This is a genomic window from Pseudoduganella rivuli, from assembly GCF_009674485.1.
GTDB classification, from domain to species: Bacteria; Pseudomonadota; Gammaproteobacteria; order Burkholderiales; family Burkholderiaceae_D; genus Rugamonas; species Rugamonas rivuli_B.
This window is the reverse complement of record NZ_WKJJ01000004.1, coordinates 267,029-284,302: the sequence shown is the minus strand read 5'-3', so window position 1 is coordinate 284,302 and position 17,274 is coordinate 267,029. Positions and strand designations below refer to the sequence as shown.

The window sequence follows — 17,274 nt, the reverse complement described above, 5'->3', positions numbered from 1 at the left end:
TCTCAGCCTCCACGGCGCTTGCGGCCGGCAAAACCATCGATGACCATATTGACGGCGATGGTGAGCGTGGCGATCGCCAGGGCCGGCACGATCACGGCCGGGGCGCCTTCGCTCAGCCCGATAATGTTTTCCCGCACCAGCGAGCCCCAGTCCGCTTCCGGCGGCTGCACGCCCAGGCCCAGGAAACTCATCCCGCTCAGCAGCAGCACGATGAACAGGAAGCGCAAGCCCAGGTCGGCCAGCACCGGCCGCAGCATGTTGGGCAGCATTTCATAAAACATGATGTAAGCGAGGCCCTCGCCGCGCGAGCGGGCCGCCTGCACATAATCCATGGCCTGCACATTGACGGCCAGCGCGCGCGAAATACGGTAGGCGCCCGGCATATAGCCGACGCCGGCCGTCAGGATCAGCACCGGGACGGACGAGCCGAACGCGGCAATCATGATCAGCGCCAGCAACTTGCTCGGGATGCTGAGCTTGACGTCGACGATGCGGCTGACGATGGTGTCGAACCAGCCGCCGGACGCCGCCGCGAACAGGGCCAGCGCGGTGCCGCCAAAGCTGGCAATGATCACGGCCGCCAGCGCCACGCCGATGGTGTACGGCGCGCCGTGCAGCACGCGCGACAGCATGTCGCGGCCCAGGTAATCGGTGCCCAGCGGGTATTGCGCGCTGATCGGCGCAAACACGGCGTCCCCGGCCACGCCGCCGACATCGTGCGGCGCGATGTAGGGGCCGATGACGGCCATCACGAGCCAGAAGGTGACGATGACGCCGCCGATTACGCCGGCCAGCGGCAGGCGCGCGCGTGGCTTGCGCCGGACAGTGGAAGAAATCATAGTGGGCTTCATTTACGCAACCTCGGATTGGAAACAATGGCGGCCAAGTCGGCAATGGTCAGCAGCACCAGGTAGCCGGCGCAGAACAGCATGGCGCACGCCTGCACCACCGGCATATCGCGCATGGTGACGGAATCGACCATCAGGCTGGCGATACCGGGGTAATTGAAAATCGATTCGACGATGATGACGCCGCCGATCAGATACGACAGCGACAGCGCCACGGCGTTGGCGATCGGGCCGACGGCATTGGGCAGCGCATGGATCAGCACCATGCGCACCGGCCGCACACCTTTCAGGCGCGCCATTTCCACGTACGATGAATTGAGCTGGTCGATCACGGCGGCGCGCGTCATGCGCGCCATTTGCGCCACGATCACGCAGCACAGAGTCATCACCGGCATCGCATACACGCGCAGGAACTCGCCAAAGGTCGCGATGTCATCGGCGCGCGACAATGCCGACAGCCAGCGCAGCTTGACGGCAAAGATCAGCACGGCGACCGTGGCGATCAGAAATTCCGGTACCGACACCACCCACACGGTGGCCACGTTGACCACGCGGTCAAACAGCGAACCGCGCACCATGGCGGTGCCGATGCCGATCGCCAGCGCCAGCGGTACCGACACGGCGGCGGTGGCGGCCGCCAGGGTCAGGGAATTGGGCAGGCGCGAGCCGATCAGTTCCGCCACCGGCAAGCCATTGGCCAGCGCAACGCCGGGATCGCCCTGCAGCAGGCCGCCCAGCCAGTGGAAATAACGGATGTAAGCGGGCTTGTCCAGCCCGAATTTTTCACGCAGGGCCGCCAGCAGTTCCGGCGTGGATTCCTGGCCCAGCATTGCCTGGGCAGCGTCGCCCGGCAGCAGGTTGGTGATCGTGAAAATCACCACGGACACCGCCGCCAGCGTCAGCAGGCCAGCGCCGAGGCGGTTCAGGATGAGTCGCAAGGATTGGCTGTTCATGATGCGTCAGCTCTCCAGCCAAACGTTTTCGGCAAACATATAGCCCATCAGGCCTGCCAGCGGATGCGCCCCATATCCCTTCAGCTTTTTCGTGAAACCGTCGAGCGAGTGGTTAAAGATAGGGATGCCGACACCGCAATTGTCGTGCACGATCACCTGCATGTCAGCATACATTTGCTTGCGCTTGGCTTCGTTGGTTTCGCCACGCGCCAGTTCCAGCAACTGGTCGAATTTTTCATTCTTCCAGCCTGATACATTCCACGCAGCATTGGATTTGTAAAACACCGTGAACATCAAATCCGTGGTCGGGCGCGGACTGATGTTGCCAAAGGACATAGGGTGCCTGGCCCAGTGGTTGGTCCAGTAGCCGTCCGCCGGCATGCGTTTGAGTTCGAGGTTCAAGCCGATTTTTTGTGCCGACAATTGCAGAATTTGCGCCGTGTCGACGGAACCGTTGGCGGCCGTGGACGCCACCAGCGGCAACGTGCTGCCCGCCATGCCGGACTTCTTCAGATGGAATTTCGCCTTGTCCAGGTCCATGCCGCGCTGCGGCAAGCCTGCAAAGTAATACTTGTTGTTGGGCTGAATCGGCTGGTCGTTGCCGACCGTGGCAAAACCGCGCATCGACACCTTGCGGATTTGTTCGCGGTCCATCATGTACTTCATCGCCAGCACGAAATCCGGATTCTTCACCGGGCCCAGGTTGTCGCGCATGATGATGTCGGTGTAATGACCGGTCTTCGATTCAAACACCGTGTAACCGGCGGCGGCCGTCACGGTCGGCACCGAGCGGGGATTGATGGCGTTGATCAGGTGCACGTCGCCCGACAGCAGCGCATTGACGCGCGCCGCTTCGTCGGGAATGGCGAAATATTCAATCTCGTCGAGGTAAGGCTTGCCAGGTTTCCAGTAATTGTCGTTGCGCACGCTGATGGAACGCACACCGGGACGGAATTCCTTGCATTTGTAGGGGCCGGTGCCATTGGCCGTGGTGAAATCCGTGGCGCCGTCGCGGACGATGGCAAAGTTCGACGTGCCCAGCAGCGCAGGCAAATCGGCATTGGCGGAATCCAGCTTGATTTGCACTTCGTTCGGGCCGGTGGCTTTCACTTCGACAATTTCCTCCGCCACGGCCTTGACCTTGGACGCCGTCGCGGGATTCTTGTGGCGCATCAGCGAATACACGACGTCGGCCGGCGTCAGAGACTTGCCATCGTGGAAGCGCACGTCCTTGCGCAGCTTGACGGTCCACGTCACGTTATCCTTGCTGTTGAAGGACTCGGCCAATTCCATTTGCGGCGCCAGTTTGGTGTCGATCGTCGTCAGGCAGTTATAAAACATGAAATGCCGTACATAGTCGGCAATATTGCCGCCCTTGGCGGGATCGAGCGTGTCAGCAGTCGACCCGGCCGCCATGGCGACGCGGATGCGCCCGCCTTTCCGCGGGACTTCGGCCTGGGCGGGGCTGGCAAACGTCAGCAAACCGCCGGCCGTGGCAGTCAGCATGCCGCCAGCGAGCAGTGTGCGCATGGCATCACGGCGGGTCACGCCGGGTCCGGCCTCCCGCAGCAGGATGTCAGTGTTAGTTCCGTTCATGGGTTCCCTCCTCCATAGTCTTCAATGAATTTTTTCGCGCTGCGCACCCGTTCAGTGCAGCCAGTCCTGTAACCGGTAATACGCCCCGACGATGGGCAAGAACCATGGTTTGCCAAAGTGTCCGGGGATGGCGGGCCACGCCAGGCCACGCCACGGATTGCGTTCCGGCTTGCCGGCCATCACATCGGCCATCACCTGGCCCATGTGTACCGACATCTGTACGCCGTGGCCGCTGTAGCCGGTCGCGAAATACATGCCGCGGTGCTCGCCGGCACGGGGCAGGCGGTCCGCCGTCATATCCACCAGACCGCCCCAGCAGTAATCGATGTCCACCCCGCTCAGTTCAGGGAATAGGTCTTCCATCGTCGCGCGCAGAATGTCTCCGCTTTTCTGATCGGAGCGGGGATTCGACATGGCAAAGCGTGCGCGGCCGCCAAACAGCAGGCGGTTATCCGGCGACACGCGGAAATAGTTACCGATGTTTTTCGATGTCACATAATTGCGGCGCTGCGGCACCAGCTTGTTCAGCAGCGCCGTATCCAGTTGCTCCGTGGCAATAATAAAGCTGCCCACCGACAGCATGCGGCGGCGGAAGTGGAAAAACGGGCCGGTACGGGAATTACCCGTCGCCAACAACACCTGTCCCGCATCGACGGCGCCGCGCCCGCAGGTCACACGGAATCCGCCATCGGAACGGCGCTCCAGCTTGGTCACGGGCGCCTGTTCATACACCTGTGCGCCGGCACGGGCGGCGGCGTGCGCCAGTCCCACACCAAACTTGCCCATATGCATTTGTGCGCTGGTTGTTTGCAGCAAGCCGCCATAGAATTGCCCGGAGCCCACTTCCGTGCCAATCCGCTCCGCCGGCACCATCTCCACGTGGGGGTCGACTTCGCGCCGCAGCAATTCGCAGGCGCGCTCCAGCTTCCCGTAGTGTTCCGGCTTGGCGGCCAGTTTCAACTTGCCCACGCGGGCAAAATCGCAGGCGATCTCTTCCTGCCGCACGATGGACGCCACCGTGTCGACCGCCGCGTCATACGCCTGGTAAAACGCACGCGCCTGGTCCACGCCCAGGCGCGCGGCCAGCGTGCCAAAATCATGCGCCAGGCCGCTGTTGCAATGCCCGCCATTGCGCCCGGATGCCTCCCCCACCACCCGGCCGGCTTCCAGCACCACCACGGAAGCGCCGCGCCTGGCCAGCGCCAGCGCCGCCGACAAGCCGGTAAAGCCGCCGCCGACCACCACCACGTCGGCGCGTCCGGCCACCGGTCCCTGTGCCCCGGCCGTAAAGGCGGGTGCGGTATCGAGCCAATACGATTCGAGCTTCATCGCGTCGTCCTGGAATTACAAGCCAACGAGGGCCGGCAAGCCACTCAAGTCTTTGATTTCATGGCAGCCCCAGACCGGCCAGGCCGGCTCATGGCCACGGTTGACGAATACCTTGTTCTTGATGCCCATATCATCGGCCGACAGGTGGTCGTAACGCATGCTGGACGACACGTGCAAGATGTCTTCCGGGTTGCAGCCGAGCTGTTCGATCATGTATTCAAAGGCGCGCAGGCGCGGCTTGTACGCTTGCGCCTGCTGCGCCGTATACACGCGGTGGAACGGCGCGCCCAGCTTTTCCACGCTGTACGGAATCTGGTCGTTCATCGCGTTCGAGAAAATCACCAGCTTGTATTCCGTGGCCAGGCGCGCCAGCGCGTCCGGCACGTCCGCATGCGGCTGCCAGGTCGGCACGGCCTGGTAAAACTTCATGCCTTCGTTGTCGCGGTACTCGATACCCCAGCGCTGGCAGGTGCGGCGCACGGAATTGCACAGGATCTGGTCATACGGACGCCAGTCGCCCATCACTTCGTCCAGGCGGTATTGCGCGAAGTCGGTGGTGAATTGCGCCATGTCTTCCGGCTTGATGCGGTCGGCAAACAATTCGCGCGCCACGTCCGCCATCTGGAAGTTGATCAGGGTGCCGTAGCAATCGAAAGAAATGTATTTCGGCTTCAAGTAGGTAGTCATGTCTCAGGTTCCTCGTTCGTTGCGGGCAGGCGCCGCAAGGTTATCTCACAGTAAGCATTACACCATGCGTGGAATGGAGGAATGTCCTGTTCTGACGGGGGCGGGACGGCTGAAATGGCGGAATTATCAGTGCTGCGCAGCATAATCTGCCGCCCCGCCCCCAGCCCCGGCCACGGGCTCAGTTTTCATCCACATAGTCGCGGTAAATCCGCGGTCCCAGCCCCGTCAAAATCTCATCGCCGACGGTGCCGGTCGCCCGGGCGATATCGTCAATGGTGTAATGTGCCGTCACCAGGTCGGCGAACTGGCCCGGGCCCGACTTATCCTCGGCAATACCGGTCACGTCGACCGAGCAGGTATCCATCGATACCATGCCGGCCATCGGCGCCGGCACCCCATCGAACCAGACCACGCCACGGTTGCCCATGCCGCGCCCCCAGCCGTCGGCATAGCCGATCGACAGGGTCGCGATGCGGCGCGGACCAGTGGCCTTGTACGTCAGTCCATTGCCCACGCCGGCGCCGGCAGCGAGCTGGCGGACCTGGATGATGCGGGCCTTGAGCTGGACCGGCTGACGCAGCGGGTTGGCGGCGCCATGGACCGGCGCCAGGCCGTACAACGCCGCGCCGGGCCGCGCCAGGTCGCCATGGAAACGCGCGCCCAGGAAGATCCCGGACGAGTTGGCAAGGCTGGCCTTCCACTTCGGAAACATCGCGCGTAAGCGCTGGAACTCGTCCAGCTGCGCCTGGTTGGCCGGATGTTCCGGGTCATCGGCGCACGCCAACTGGCTCATCGCATAGCGCACATCGATTCCGCACACCAGGTGGCTCTCCTGGTGCAGGCAGGCCAGATCCGCACTGGACAGGCCCAGCCCGGACTTGCCGGTGTCGAACTGGATCACGGCAGGCAACGCGGCATTCAATTGCCGCGCCAGGCGGCGCCAGCCCGCAATCTGTTCCATGGTGCTCAGCACCGGGACCAGGCGATGGACGTGGAACATGGATTCGGTCCCCGGCGGCGGGCCGTGCAGCACATAGATCTGCGCACTGCCGGGCAATACCGAGCGCAGCCGGACACCCTCATCCAGGTGGGCGACAAAGTAGTGGCGGCATCCCTCTTTCAGCAAAGCGCTGGCGACCTGCGCCGCTCCCAGCCCGTAGGCGTCGGCCTTGACCACGGCGGCGCATTCCGTGCCGCCGCCCCCTTCCTTGAGCATGCCCTTGAGCAGCCGGTAATTGGCGCGCACCGCGGCCAGGTCGACCCGCAGCACCGCGCCGTGTTGCAGCAAATTGTTACTCATTCTTGCACCCAAAAAAAACCGCAGGCACACGGCCCGCGGCAAAAGACCGCATCCCCGGAAGCGGGGAAGCTGGGACACCGGTATTACAGGCCGACCAGCGCCGGCAAGCCGCTCAAGTCCTTGATTTCATGGCTGCCCCACACCGGCCATGCCGGTTCGTGGCCACGATTGACGAACACCTTGTTCTTGATGCCCATATCATCGGCCGACAGGTGGTCGTAACGCATGCTGGACGACACGTGCAGGATGTCATCCGCGCTGCAGCCAAGCTGTTCGATCATGTATTCAAAGGCGCGCAGGCGCGGCTTGTAGGCTTGCGCCTGCTCGGCCGTGTACACGCGGTGGAACGGCGCGCCGAGCTTTTCCACGCTGTACGGAATCTGGTCGTTCATCGCGTTCGAGAAAATCACCAGCTTGTATTCCTTGGCCAGGCGCGCCAGCGCGTTCGGCACGTCCGCGTGCGGCTGCCAGGTCGGCACGGCATGATAAAATTTCATGCCTTCGTTGTCGCGGTATTCGATACCCCAGCGCTGGCAAGTGCGGCGCACGGAATTGCACAGGATCTGGTCATATGGACGCCAGTCGCCCATCACTTCATCCAGGCGGTAGCGCGCGAAGTCGGTGGTGAACTGCTCCATGTCTTCCGGCTTGATGCGGTCGGCAAACAATTCACGCGCCACGTCCGCCATCTGGAAATTGATCAATGTGCCGTAGCAATCGAAAGAAATGTATTTCGGCCTCAGGTTGGTAGTCATATAGTGGGTTCCTTTATTGAGAATGTTCATGCCTTAGGTGGTACATCAGGTAATACGTTCGCGCTGCAGATCCATGCACTGTCCACGTCGTTTCCTGATCAGCATTACATCACCCCTGCCCCGCACGAATATCTTGTTTTGACCGGACCAAATGAGCGGAATCCTTGGAATTGATGGCGCCAGCCAGCATAAATTACTGCGGACCGCGCAAGCGCTTTCACGGCTTTCGCATAACAGCATTTCATGCCGGCGCATCTGGCTGTGACGATACAATCTGCTGTTTTGTCCCCGCAAACAGCGCTTCATTTCGGATTGCATCCACCCTGTCGTCACGGGCCGCCGCCTGTGGCAAGATAAAGGCCAATCAAGACTAGCCACCGGGAGCACAAAATGAATGCGCAGAAGCCGCAAGGGGCAGTCCGCTACCGCAGGATGACGGTAGACGACCTGCCCGCTGCACATCAACTTTCGCAGGCGGCGTTGTGGCCACACCGCCTGGAAGACTGGAAATTCATCCACGAATTGGGCGAGGGGATCGTCGCGGAAAACAAGTCGGGCATCGTCGGCACCATCATGTGCTGGCTGCATGGCGCGCGCTACGCATCGATCGGCATGAACATCGTCGCGCCGGATCACCGCCATCTCGGCATCGCATCGGAACTGATGACCCGCATCCTCAGGGAAGTCGGCAGCCGCACCACCTTGCTGCACACCAACAGCAATGCCATCGCCATGTATGAACAATTTGGCTTCGCGCCATTCGGCACGATACACCGGCACCAGGGCACCGTGTTCCGTACGCCGTTTGTGGCGCTGGCGGAGGGCGAACGGATCCGCCCGGTCAGCCCCCGCGACGAAGGCGCGCTGGCTGAACTGGCGGCCCGTTCCACCGGCATGCCGCGCTCCACCGTGATCAAGCAGTTGATGACCGTGGCCCAGGCGGTCGCCATCGACCACTATGGCGAACTGATTGCCTTCGCGGCGTTGCGTAAATTCGGCCTGGGCTATGTCATCGGTCCGGTGGTGGCGCCGGATATCGATCGCGCCAAGGCACTGATCGCCCACTGGGCTGGGGTACGCGCAGGGAACTTCGTGCGCATCGACGTTCCAGGCAGCAGCGGCCTCGGACCCTGGCTCACGGAAATGGGACTGGTGCAGGTCGATGAAACGGTCACGGTAATGGTGCGCGGCGAACCGCCGCGGCCGGAAGCATCCGTTACGCGCTACGCATTGCTCAGCCAATCGCTCGGCTGATCTCCCCTCCCTTCGCCGCCCTGTCCGCCGCCGGCCGCCAGGCGCTCCGCAGAATATGCCGAAACGGCGGCAAATACGCAATTTCCACCCACTTTCAACGGCAGCGGGCAACAGCTAACGTTGCCCGCTCCTGACTAGAATGACCCTGCCTACACTGGCGCGCCGCGGGTCATCACATCGCTGTTCTGTCTCCCCGGTGCATGTAGCCTGTTAATCACTGATCAACCGATACGGAACCACTATGCCTACCAATCCGCTCGTCGCGCTCGACCGCGACCACCTGATCCACCCTGTCGTCAACTACCGCGCCCACGAACAGCGCGGCGTCACCATCCTCGAGTCCGGGCATGGCGCCTACCTGCGCGATACGCAGGGCACGGAATTGCTGGACGCATTTTCCGGCCTGTGGTGCGTCAATGTCGGCTATGGCCAGCAAAGTGTGGTGCAAGCCGCTGCCGAACAAATGGCCAAACTGCCGTACGCCACCGGCTACTTCCATTACGGTTCGGAGCCGGCGATCCGCCTGGCCGCGCGCCTGGTGGAACTGGCGCCGGCCTCGCTGCGCCACGTGTACTTCACGCTGGGCGGCTCCGACGCCAACGATTCCGCGATCCGCTTCATCACGCACTATTACAACTCGACGGGCCGCCCGCAAAAGAAACACTTCATTTCCATCGAGCGCGGCTACCACGGCTCGTCCAGCCAGAGTGCCGGCCTGACGGCGCTGGCCGTGTTCCATCAAAATTTCGACTTGCCGCTGCCCAGCCAGCACAAGATTCCATCGCCATATCCCTACCGTAATCCAGCCGGTTCCGATGCGGATGCCATCATCCGCGCCTCGGTGGCCGCGCTGCGCGCCAAAGTACAGGAACTCGGCCGCGATAACGTGGCGGCCTTCTTCTGCGAACCGATCCAGGGTTCCGGCGGCGTGATCGTGCCGCCGAAAGGCTGGCTCAAGGCCATGGGTGACGCCTGCCGTGAACTCGATATCCTGTTCGTGGTGGATGAAGTCATTACCGGCTTTGGCCGCACCGGCCCGATGTTTGCCTGTGAAGCGGAGGGCGCCGAGCCCGACTTGATGATGCTGGCCAAAGGCTTGACGGCCGGCTATGCGCCGATGGGCGCGGTATTGATGTCGGACCGCGTCTACCAGGGCATCGCCGACGGCGTGGCACCCGGCGTTCCGGTCGGCCACGGCTACACCTATTCCGCGCACCCGGTCAGCGCCGCCATCGGCCTGGAAGTGCTGCGCCTGTATACGGAAGGCGGATTACTGGCCAACGGCATCGCCCAGGCGCCGCTCTTCGAACAGGGCTTGCGCGATTTGCTGGAACATCCGCTGGTGGGCGATGCGCGCAGCCGCGGCTTGCTGGGCGCACTGGAACTGGTTGCCGATAAATCAACCAAAGCGCGCTTCGATCCGGCGCTCAAGCTGCACGAACGGATTGCCGATGCAGCCTACCGCAATCAAGTGATCTTCCGCGCGTTTGGCGACAACGTCCTGGGCTTCGCGCCGGCGCTGTGCTACACGCAGGCCGATTTTGAATTGCTGTTCGCGCGCCTGAAGAAAACCCTGGATGAGGTGCTGGACCAGCCCGACGTCTACCGTGCCGCCGGCAAATCTTGACCCAATATCAGGAAATTCTGATGGGTCATATCAGAATTTGCCTGCTACCATAGTATGATAAAAGCAGGTAACCAAGGTTCAATTCGACATGGCAGACAACAATGATTCCTGACGCCCTCAAGCTGGATCGGATCGACATTCGCATATTGAGCCATTTGCAGCGCAACGGCCGGGTCACCAACGTGGACCTGGCCGATGCGGTCGGCCTGTCGCCCAGCCCTTGCCTGATCCGGGTAAAGCGCCTGGAAAAGGCCGGCTACATCACCGGCTATGGCGCCCATGTGCAAATGGAAAAGCTGGGGGACATGCAAGTGGTATTCACCCAGGTGACCTTGTCGGATCACCGGCGCGAAGATTTCGCGAAATTCGAAGCCACCATCCGCGACATCGATGAAATCGTCGAATGCCACCTCGTCAGTGGCGGCTTCGATTACCTGCTCAAGTTCGTCACCCGCAGCGTGGCCCACTACCACAGCATCGCGGAGGACGTGCTCAGGGAGAGCGTGAATATCGAGAAGTACTTCAGTTACATCGTCATCAAGTCGCCTTGCATCAAGAGCCACTATCCGATCGAAAAGCTGTTCAGCGGCCAGGACTAGCCTGGCATCCTCTCCGGCGCGCCCGGCGGCACTCCGCCCCGGACGCGCCTTGCCTTCAGCGCTTAACGCGCAAAGTCCACCAGCACGCTCTTGAAGTGCAGGTTGGCTTCATAAGCCTGGCGCCCCAGGTCCTTGCCGATGCCCGAACGCTTGTAGCCACCGGTTGGTATCACATAATCGGCGCTGCGGCCGTAGCGGTTGATCCACACCGTGCCCGCCTCGATGCCGCGCGCCACGCGCAGTGCGCGGCCGATATCGGCCGTGTGGATGCCGGCCGCCAGGCCATAATCCGCATGGTCCGCCAACGCCAGCGCTTCGTCTTCGTCATCAAACACCTGCACCGTGATGACCGGGCCGAAAATTTCATTTTTCACCGCTTCCATGTCGCCACTGACATCGGTAAGGATGGTCGGCTGGTAAAACGCGCCGTCGTTACCCATCGCGATGCGCTGGCCGCCGGCGGCAACCCGAGCGCCGCCCGCCACCGTGCGCTGCACGATGCCATCGATGCGCTCCATTTCCCGCATTGAAATGATCGGACTGAGGGACGTGCCGGCATCCCACGTATTCCCCGCCTTCAGCTCGGCAAACACGGCGGCCAGGCGTTCAATAAAGCGGCCGGCGATGGCGCGCTGCACCACCAGGCGCGAGCCGGCCACGCACACCTGGCCGGCATTGATGGTGATGGCCCGGGCAATGGTGCGTACCGTCTTCTCCAGGTCGGGCACGTCGGCAAACACCACTTGCGGGCTCTTGCCGCCCAACTCCAGGGTCACCGGCTTGGTGCCGCTTTCCGCGCAGGCCGCCATGATGGCGGCGCCGGTCCGGGTCGAGCCCGTAAAGCTGACTTTCGACACGCGCGGATGGCGGCACAGCGCATCGCCGGTGACACGGCCATCGCCCTGCACGATATTGAAGATCCCTTCCGGCATGCCGGCGGCAATCGCCAGTTCCGCCATGCGCAGCACGCTGAACGGCGTCATCTCCGACGGCTTCAGCACGACGGCGTTGCCGGCCGCCAGCGCAGGCGCCACCTTCCACGACGCCATCACCAGCGGCAGGTTCCACGGCGCGATGGCGCCGATGACGCCATAGGGTTCCGCAAGCGTCATGCCCAGGTGGTCGCCGCGGGTCGGCGCCACGTCGCCGCCGATCTTGTCTGCCCACTCGGCAAAGAAGCGGATGCCGTCGGCTGTGAATGGCACGTCCCAGCTGGCCGCATCCTTGACGGGACGGGTCGAACCCACCGCTTCCAGCCGCGCCAGCGTGGTCACATCGGCATCGATCAAGTCAGCCCAGCGGCGCAGGATGCGGGCACGTTCGCGCGGTGCGCAGCCGGCCCAGTCACTGGTCTTAAAGGCATGCCAGGAGCCTTGCACGGCCTGGTCCACCAGGCCTGCATCGGCCACCGGCACGCCTGCATAAATTTTGCCATCCGATGGCCGGCTGACGTCGAGCGCGCTGGCGCCGCCTTCCACATAACGTCCGCCAATAAAATGTGCGCTGCGCACTTCAATGTGATCCGGGTTAAAACCTTCCATCATTCGTCCTTTCGTGAACGTCAACTGGACCGGTTCGGCGATGCGTCCGGCCCGCAAGAGTATGGTTGTATTTTAGGTTTGCCCTGCAAGCATATTGTGCGGTTGCGAACGACCTGGCAGGCACAAGCTGCCGTTCTGGCGCCGCATTCGGGCGATCATATTGAATTGCATTCCCCCTGTCGCCAGCGGCAAATGCGTGTGGCAAGATAGTCCTCATTCAGGGAGAAGCCGAAGGAAAACATCATGCTCATCGAACCAAGCAATACCACCATTATTTACCGTCCCATCACAGAAAACGATTTGCCGGCGGCGCATGCACTGTCGCAAGCCTTGCGCTGGCCGCACCGCCTGGAAGACTGGCAATTCGTGCTGCGCCTGGGCGCCGGTTTTGTTGCGGAGGCCGATGGGACCGTGATCGGCACCGCCCTGTGCTGGCAGCAGCGGGAACGCCACGGAACGGTGGGAATGATCATTGTTTCAGCGCAGCACCAGGGTAAAGGCATCGGCCGTGAATTGATGCAGCGGGTCCTGGACCAATTGGGGGAGCGTTGCACGCATTTGATCGCCACTCAAGCCGGCCAGCCGTTGTATGAACGCCTGGGCTTCCAACCCACCGGTACGATCTGCCAGCACCAGGGGACGCTGACAGGGTTTCCGGCCACGCAGCTTCCCGCCGGCGCCAGCGTGCGCCTGGCCGAGCCAGGCGACCTCGCCGCCATCATCGCACTGGCGGACCGTGGCGCCGGGATGTCGCGCGGCGATGTGCTGAAGCAGCTCGTTACCGTGGCCGAAGGCGCGGTACTGGAACGGGACGGCCAACTTGCCGGCTTTGCCTTGCTGCGCCGCTTCGGGCGTGGCCAGGTCATTGGTCCGCTGGTGGCGCCGGACACGGACAGCGCCAAGGCACTGATTGCACACTGGTCGGACGCCTGCGCCGGCGCCTTTGTCCGGCTCGATGTCAGCGGCGATAGCGGCCTGGGCGACTGGCTGGCCCAGGCCGGACTGGCGCAGGTCGACAGCGGCGTGGCCATGAGCCGCAACGGCGCGCCGGAAGCCGATCCCGCGCTGCGCCAATTCGCCATCATTAACCAGGCGCTGTGCTGATGATGTAAAACCGGTACAGGCCAGGGGCGTCGCGCCCCTGGCCTGTAGCAGGCGACTTGCACCAGCAGCTTATTGTGCCTGCTTCAGCTGTTCCAGAATCGCCGGATTTTCCAGCGTCGACACATCCTGCGTGATCGCCTCGCCCCTGGCCAGCACACGTAATAGTCGGCGCATGATCTTGCCGGAGCGGGTCTTCGGCAAGTTGTCGCCGAAGCGGATTTCCTTCGGTTTCGCGATCGGACCGATTTCCCTGGCGACCCAGTTGCGCAGTTCCAGCGCCAGCTTTTTCGCATCGTCGCCGGTCGGACGGGCTTGTTTCAACACGACGAACGCGCAGATCGACTCACCCGTGGTTTCATCCGGCTTGCCGACCACGGCAGCTTCCGCCACCAGCGGATTGGCCACCAGCGCCGATTCGATTTCCATCGTGCCCATGCGGTGGCCCGACACGTTCAGCACGTCGTCGATCCGGCCGGTGATGGTGAAGTAACCGGTGTCCTTGTGGCGGATCGCGCCGTCGCCGGCCAGGTAGTATTTGCCGCCGAATTCTTCCGGGAAGTAGCTGGTCTTGAAGCGTTCCGGATTGCCCCAGATGGTGCGGATCATCGATGGCCATGGGCGTTTCACCACCAGGATGCCGCCCTGGCCGTTCGGCACGTCGTGACCCGCTTCGTCGACGATGGCGGTCATGATGCCCGGCAGCGGCAACGTGCACGAACCCGGCGTCATCGGCGTGGCGCCCGGCAGCGGCGTGATCATGTGGCCGCCCGTTTCGGTTTGCCAGAAGGTGTCGACGATCGGGCACTGTTCTTTGCCCACGTTCTTGTAGTACCACATCCATGCTTCCGGATTGATCGGCTCGCCGACGGAACCCAGCAGGCGCAGCGACGACAGGTCGAAGCTCTTCGGATGCACGTTGGCGTCAAGGTCGGATGCCTTGATCAGCGAACGGATCGCGGTTGGCGCCGTGTAGAAAATACTGACCTTGTGTTTGCCGATAGTTTCCCAGAAGCGGCCCGCGTGCGGGAAGGTCGGAATGCCTTCGAACACGATCTGGGTCGCGCCCACCGACGTCGGGCCGTACGCGATATACGTGTGACCCGTGACCCAGCCGATATCGGCGGTGCACCAGAACACGTCGGTCGGCTTGATGTCGAAAGTCCACTGCATCGTCAGGTTGGCCCACAGCAGGTAGCCGCCCGTCGCGTGCTGCACGCCTTTCGGGGTGCCGGTGGAACCGGACGTGTACAGGATGAACAGCGGATGTTCCGCTTCCACCCATTCCGGTTCGCAGTCAAGCGGCTGCTTGTCGACCAGGTCCTGCAACCAGATATCGCGGCCTTCCTTGAAGGCGATCGGGTTGCCGGTGCGCTGGTAAACAATCACGTCCCGCACAGAATCGCAGCCGCCCAGCGCCAGCGCGTCATCGACGATGGATTTCAGCGGCAGACACTTGCCACCCCGCCGCTGCTCGTCGGCTGTGATGACCGCCACGGCGCCCGCGTCAATGATGCGCTCTTGCAGCGATTTGGCGGAGAAGCCGCCGAACACCACCGAGTGCGTCGCGCCGATACGGGCGCACGCCTGCATCGCGGCCACCCCTTCCACCGACATCGACATGTAAATAATCACGCGGTCGCCCTTCCTGATGCCGCGCGATTTCAGGCCGTTGGCGAACTGGCAGACCTTGGCGTGCAATTCCTTATAGGTGACGTTGGTCACGGCGCCGTCATCCGCTTCGAAGATGATGGCGGTCTTGTCGGCGTTGCCGTTGGCCAGATTGCGGTCCAGGCAGTTGTACGACACATTCAGCTTGCCGTCTTCGAACCATTTGAAGAATGGCGCGTTGTCTTCGTTCAGCGTTTTCGTGAACGGCACTTTCCAGTCCACGTTTTCCCGGGCCAGGCGGGCCCAGAAGCCTTCGAAATCCTGCTCGGCTTCGGCGCACAGTGCCTGGTAGGCCTCCATCCCCGAGACACGCGCATGCTGCGCGAATTGCAGCGTTGGAGGGATAAGGCGATGTTCATGCTTCAACGCGTCAGATTCAGCCATGGGTTTCCTTTCAAAATAGGTAATCGTTCAAGCCTTTCAGGGCGACGGCAACAGTGCAACAGCGGTAGACGGTTCCGGCTCCAGTTTGAATATGGTCACCAGTTGGTCCAGCCTCAAAGCCTGGTCGCGCAGTGATTCGGAAGCGCCGGCCACATCGTCGACCAGTTCCGCATTGCTTTGCGTGACCTGGTCGATACGGCTGATGGCAAGGCTGATCTGGCCGATGTCGAGCGCTTGCCGCTCGCTGGCGGCGGCGATGCCGCTGACAATATGCGTGACGCGGTTAACGCTGGCCATGATCTCGTGCATGGTGTTGCCCGCCTGGTTGACCAGCTGCGCACCGGCGCCGATCTTGCCGACGGAATCGTCAATCAATGCTTTGATTTCCCGCGCCGCGCCGGCCGCGCGCTGCGCCAGGTTGCGCACTTCGCCCGCCACCACGGCAAAGCCGCGCCCCTGTTCACCGGCGCGCGCCGCCTCCACCGCCGCATTCAGCGCAAGGATATTGGTCTGGAATGCAATGCCATCGATCACGCCTATGATGTCGACGATTTTCTTCGCCGACGCGTTGATCGATTCCATCTTGTTGACCACCTCGGCCACCACGGCGCCGCCTTGCTGGGCGGTTTCCGACGCCGACGCGACCAGCTGGTTCGCGTCACGCGCATTGTCCGCGTTTTGCTTGACGGTCGACGCCATGTCTTCCATCGCCCTGGCGGTCTGCTTCAGCGACACCACTTGCTGCCCGGTTTGCGCGTGCAAGTCCTGGCTGCCGCTGGCCACCTGGGTGGAAGCACTGCTGATGGTATGTGTCGCCTGGTTGATCTCGCCGATGGTCTGTGTCAAGTTGCGCTGCATGGCGTCCATCGCAGCCAGCAGGCTGCCTTCGCTGCCCGGCCGCACGGTCACACCCGTACTCAGGTCGCCGGCCGCAATCCGCCGCACGATATCGGCGGCATAACCCGGCTCTCCACCCAGGTCGCGGTAAATATTTCGGATCAGGTAGTAGCCAAACAGCGCGGCGGCAAACGTGCCCAGCAAAATGGCCACGGCAGCGCTGTTGCGCAGCCACGTATAGCGCACCACCGCATTATCGTATTCGCTCTTGGCCCCCGCCACCTGCAACTTGCGCACGGCAGCGATGCCGTTGACCACGTCGGCCGCCATGCCGCGCATGCGGTCTTGCGCCGCCTTGGCCCCCTCGATATCGCCATTGCGCAGGGCGGCGACCGCCGGCTGCAAGCCATCGGTGTGCATTTTCGACCAGGCGGCGCCGAACTTATCCGCGAGTTGCCGTTCTGCCGCCGCGCCCACCACAGCCAGATACGCGCTCCATGCCTGGTTGATTTCAGCAATGTTTTTTTCGACTTGCCCCGACTCGGCCTTAATGTCCACCATCGGATCGGTGATCGCCAGCGACAGCGACAGCCGGCTTTGCAGCATCAGCGCATCGATGCGCGAAATACGTTCCAGCACCAGCGCGCGGTCTTCATAGACGGTCTTTAACCCTTCGTTGGCGTATTTCATGCCTTGCAGCCCCAGCACGCCCAAGCCTGCAGCCAGGACCGACAGTGACGTGATCACGATGATCAGGCGGAATTTAATGGTCATATATATTGCATCTCCCAC

14 protein-coding genes are annotated in these 17,274 nt (G+C 62.5%); 4 read left to right on the top strand and 10 right to left on the bottom strand.

Annotated features, from left to right (window positions below):
* Positions 1 to 2 precede the first annotated feature (2 nt).
* The 7 genes from GJ700_RS08200 to GJ700_RS08170 form a co-directional block, all read right to left on the bottom strand.
* Positions 3 to 851: an ABC transporter permease gene (locus GJ700_RS08200; RefSeq protein WP_154372461.1), complete on the bottom strand. Its 849-nt coding sequence runs from the start codon at positions 849 to 851 to the stop codon at positions 3 to 5.
* Positions 848 to 1,801 carry an ABC transporter permease gene (locus GJ700_RS08195; protein ID WP_154372459.1) on the bottom strand — a complete coding sequence of 318 codons (954 nt, stop codon included), beginning with the start codon at positions 1,799 to 1,801 and terminating at the stop codon, positions 848 to 850. The genes GJ700_RS08200 and GJ700_RS08195 overlap by 4 nt, the downstream gene beginning before the upstream one ends.
* Before the next feature lie 6 nt (positions 1,802 to 1,807).
* Positions 1,808 to 3,397 carry an ABC transporter substrate-binding protein gene (locus tag GJ700_RS08190; RefSeq protein WP_154372457.1) on the bottom strand — a complete coding sequence of 530 codons (1,590 nt, stop codon included), beginning with the start codon at positions 3,395 to 3,397 and terminating at the stop codon, positions 1,808 to 1,810.
* A gap of 51 nt (positions 3,398 to 3,448) precedes the next feature.
* Positions 3,449 to 4,726, bottom strand: a complete 1,278-nt coding sequence (locus GJ700_RS08185) for an NAD(P)/FAD-dependent oxidoreductase (RefSeq protein WP_154372455.1) — start codon at positions 4,724 to 4,726, stop codon at positions 3,449 to 3,451.
* A 15-nt stretch (positions 4,727 to 4,741) separates the two neighbouring features.
* The gene (locus GJ700_RS08180; protein ID WP_154372453.1) at positions 4,742 to 5,413 is read right to left on the bottom strand and encodes a haloacid dehalogenase type II; all 672 of its coding nucleotides are present in this window, start codon (positions 5,411 to 5,413) and stop codon (positions 4,742 to 4,744) included.
* 178 nt (positions 5,414 to 5,591) lie between these two features.
* Positions 5,592 to 6,713 (bottom strand): alanine racemase, encoded by a 1,122-nt coding sequence (alr, locus tag GJ700_RS08175; protein WP_154372451.1) that lies wholly within the window; start codon positions 6,711 to 6,713, stop codon positions 5,592 to 5,594.
* An 83-nt stretch (positions 6,714 to 6,796) separates the two neighbouring features.
* Positions 6,797 to 7,468: a haloacid dehalogenase type II gene (locus GJ700_RS08170; protein ID WP_154372449.1), complete on the bottom strand. Its 672-nt coding sequence runs from the start codon at positions 7,466 to 7,468 to the stop codon at positions 6,797 to 6,799.
* 390 nt (positions 7,469 to 7,858) lie between these two features.
* On the opposite strand from GJ700_RS08170, the gene GJ700_RS08165 reads away from it, so the two are divergent.
* From GJ700_RS08165 to GJ700_RS08155, 3 genes are all read left to right on the top strand, one after another.
* A complete protein-coding gene (locus GJ700_RS08165; RefSeq protein ID WP_229506878.1) occupies positions 7,859 to 8,722 on the top strand; it encodes a GNAT family N-acetyltransferase in 864 nt (287 codons plus the stop codon).
* Between the two features lie 241 nt (positions 8,723 to 8,963).
* Positions 8,964 to 10,349: an aspartate aminotransferase family protein gene (locus GJ700_RS08160; protein ID WP_154372447.1), complete on the top strand. Its 1,386-nt coding sequence runs from the start codon at positions 8,964 to 8,966 to the stop codon at positions 10,347 to 10,349.
* Positions 10,350 to 10,450: 101 nt separating this feature from the next.
* Positions 10,451 to 10,948, top strand: coding sequence for an Lrp/AsnC family transcriptional regulator (locus tag GJ700_RS08155; RefSeq protein WP_154372445.1), 498 nt, complete (start codon positions 10,451 to 10,453; stop codon positions 10,946 to 10,948).
* Between the two features lie 62 nt (positions 10,949 to 11,010).
* Here the strand turns inward: GJ700_RS08155 and GJ700_RS08150 are convergent, their stop codons facing one another.
* Entirely contained in the window at positions 11,011 to 12,489 is a 1,479-nt protein-coding gene (locus GJ700_RS08150) for an aldehyde dehydrogenase family protein (RefSeq protein ID WP_154372796.1), read from the bottom strand.
* A gap of 243 nt (positions 12,490 to 12,732) precedes the next feature.
* Between GJ700_RS08150 and GJ700_RS08145 the strand changes: the two genes are divergently transcribed.
* Positions 12,733 to 13,593 carry a GNAT family N-acetyltransferase gene (locus GJ700_RS08145; RefSeq protein WP_154372443.1) on the top strand — a complete coding sequence of 287 codons (861 nt, stop codon included), beginning with the start codon at positions 12,733 to 12,735 and terminating at the stop codon, positions 13,591 to 13,593.
* Positions 13,594 to 13,662: 69 nt separating this feature from the next.
* Here GJ700_RS08145 and acs read toward each other — a convergent pair whose 3' ends face one another.
* Together acs and GJ700_RS08135 are read right to left on the bottom strand one after the other, a co-directional pair.
* On the bottom strand, positions 13,663 to 15,645 hold the full coding sequence (gene acs / locus GJ700_RS08140; protein WP_154372441.1) for an acetate--CoA ligase: 1,983 nt from the start codon (positions 15,643 to 15,645) through the stop codon (positions 13,663 to 13,665).
* A gap of 36 nt (positions 15,646 to 15,681) precedes the next feature.
* A complete protein-coding gene (locus tag GJ700_RS08135; protein WP_195763819.1) occupies positions 15,682 to 17,256 on the bottom strand; it encodes a methyl-accepting chemotaxis protein in 1,575 nt (524 codons plus the stop codon).
* Positions 17,257 to 17,274 lie beyond the last annotated feature (18 nt).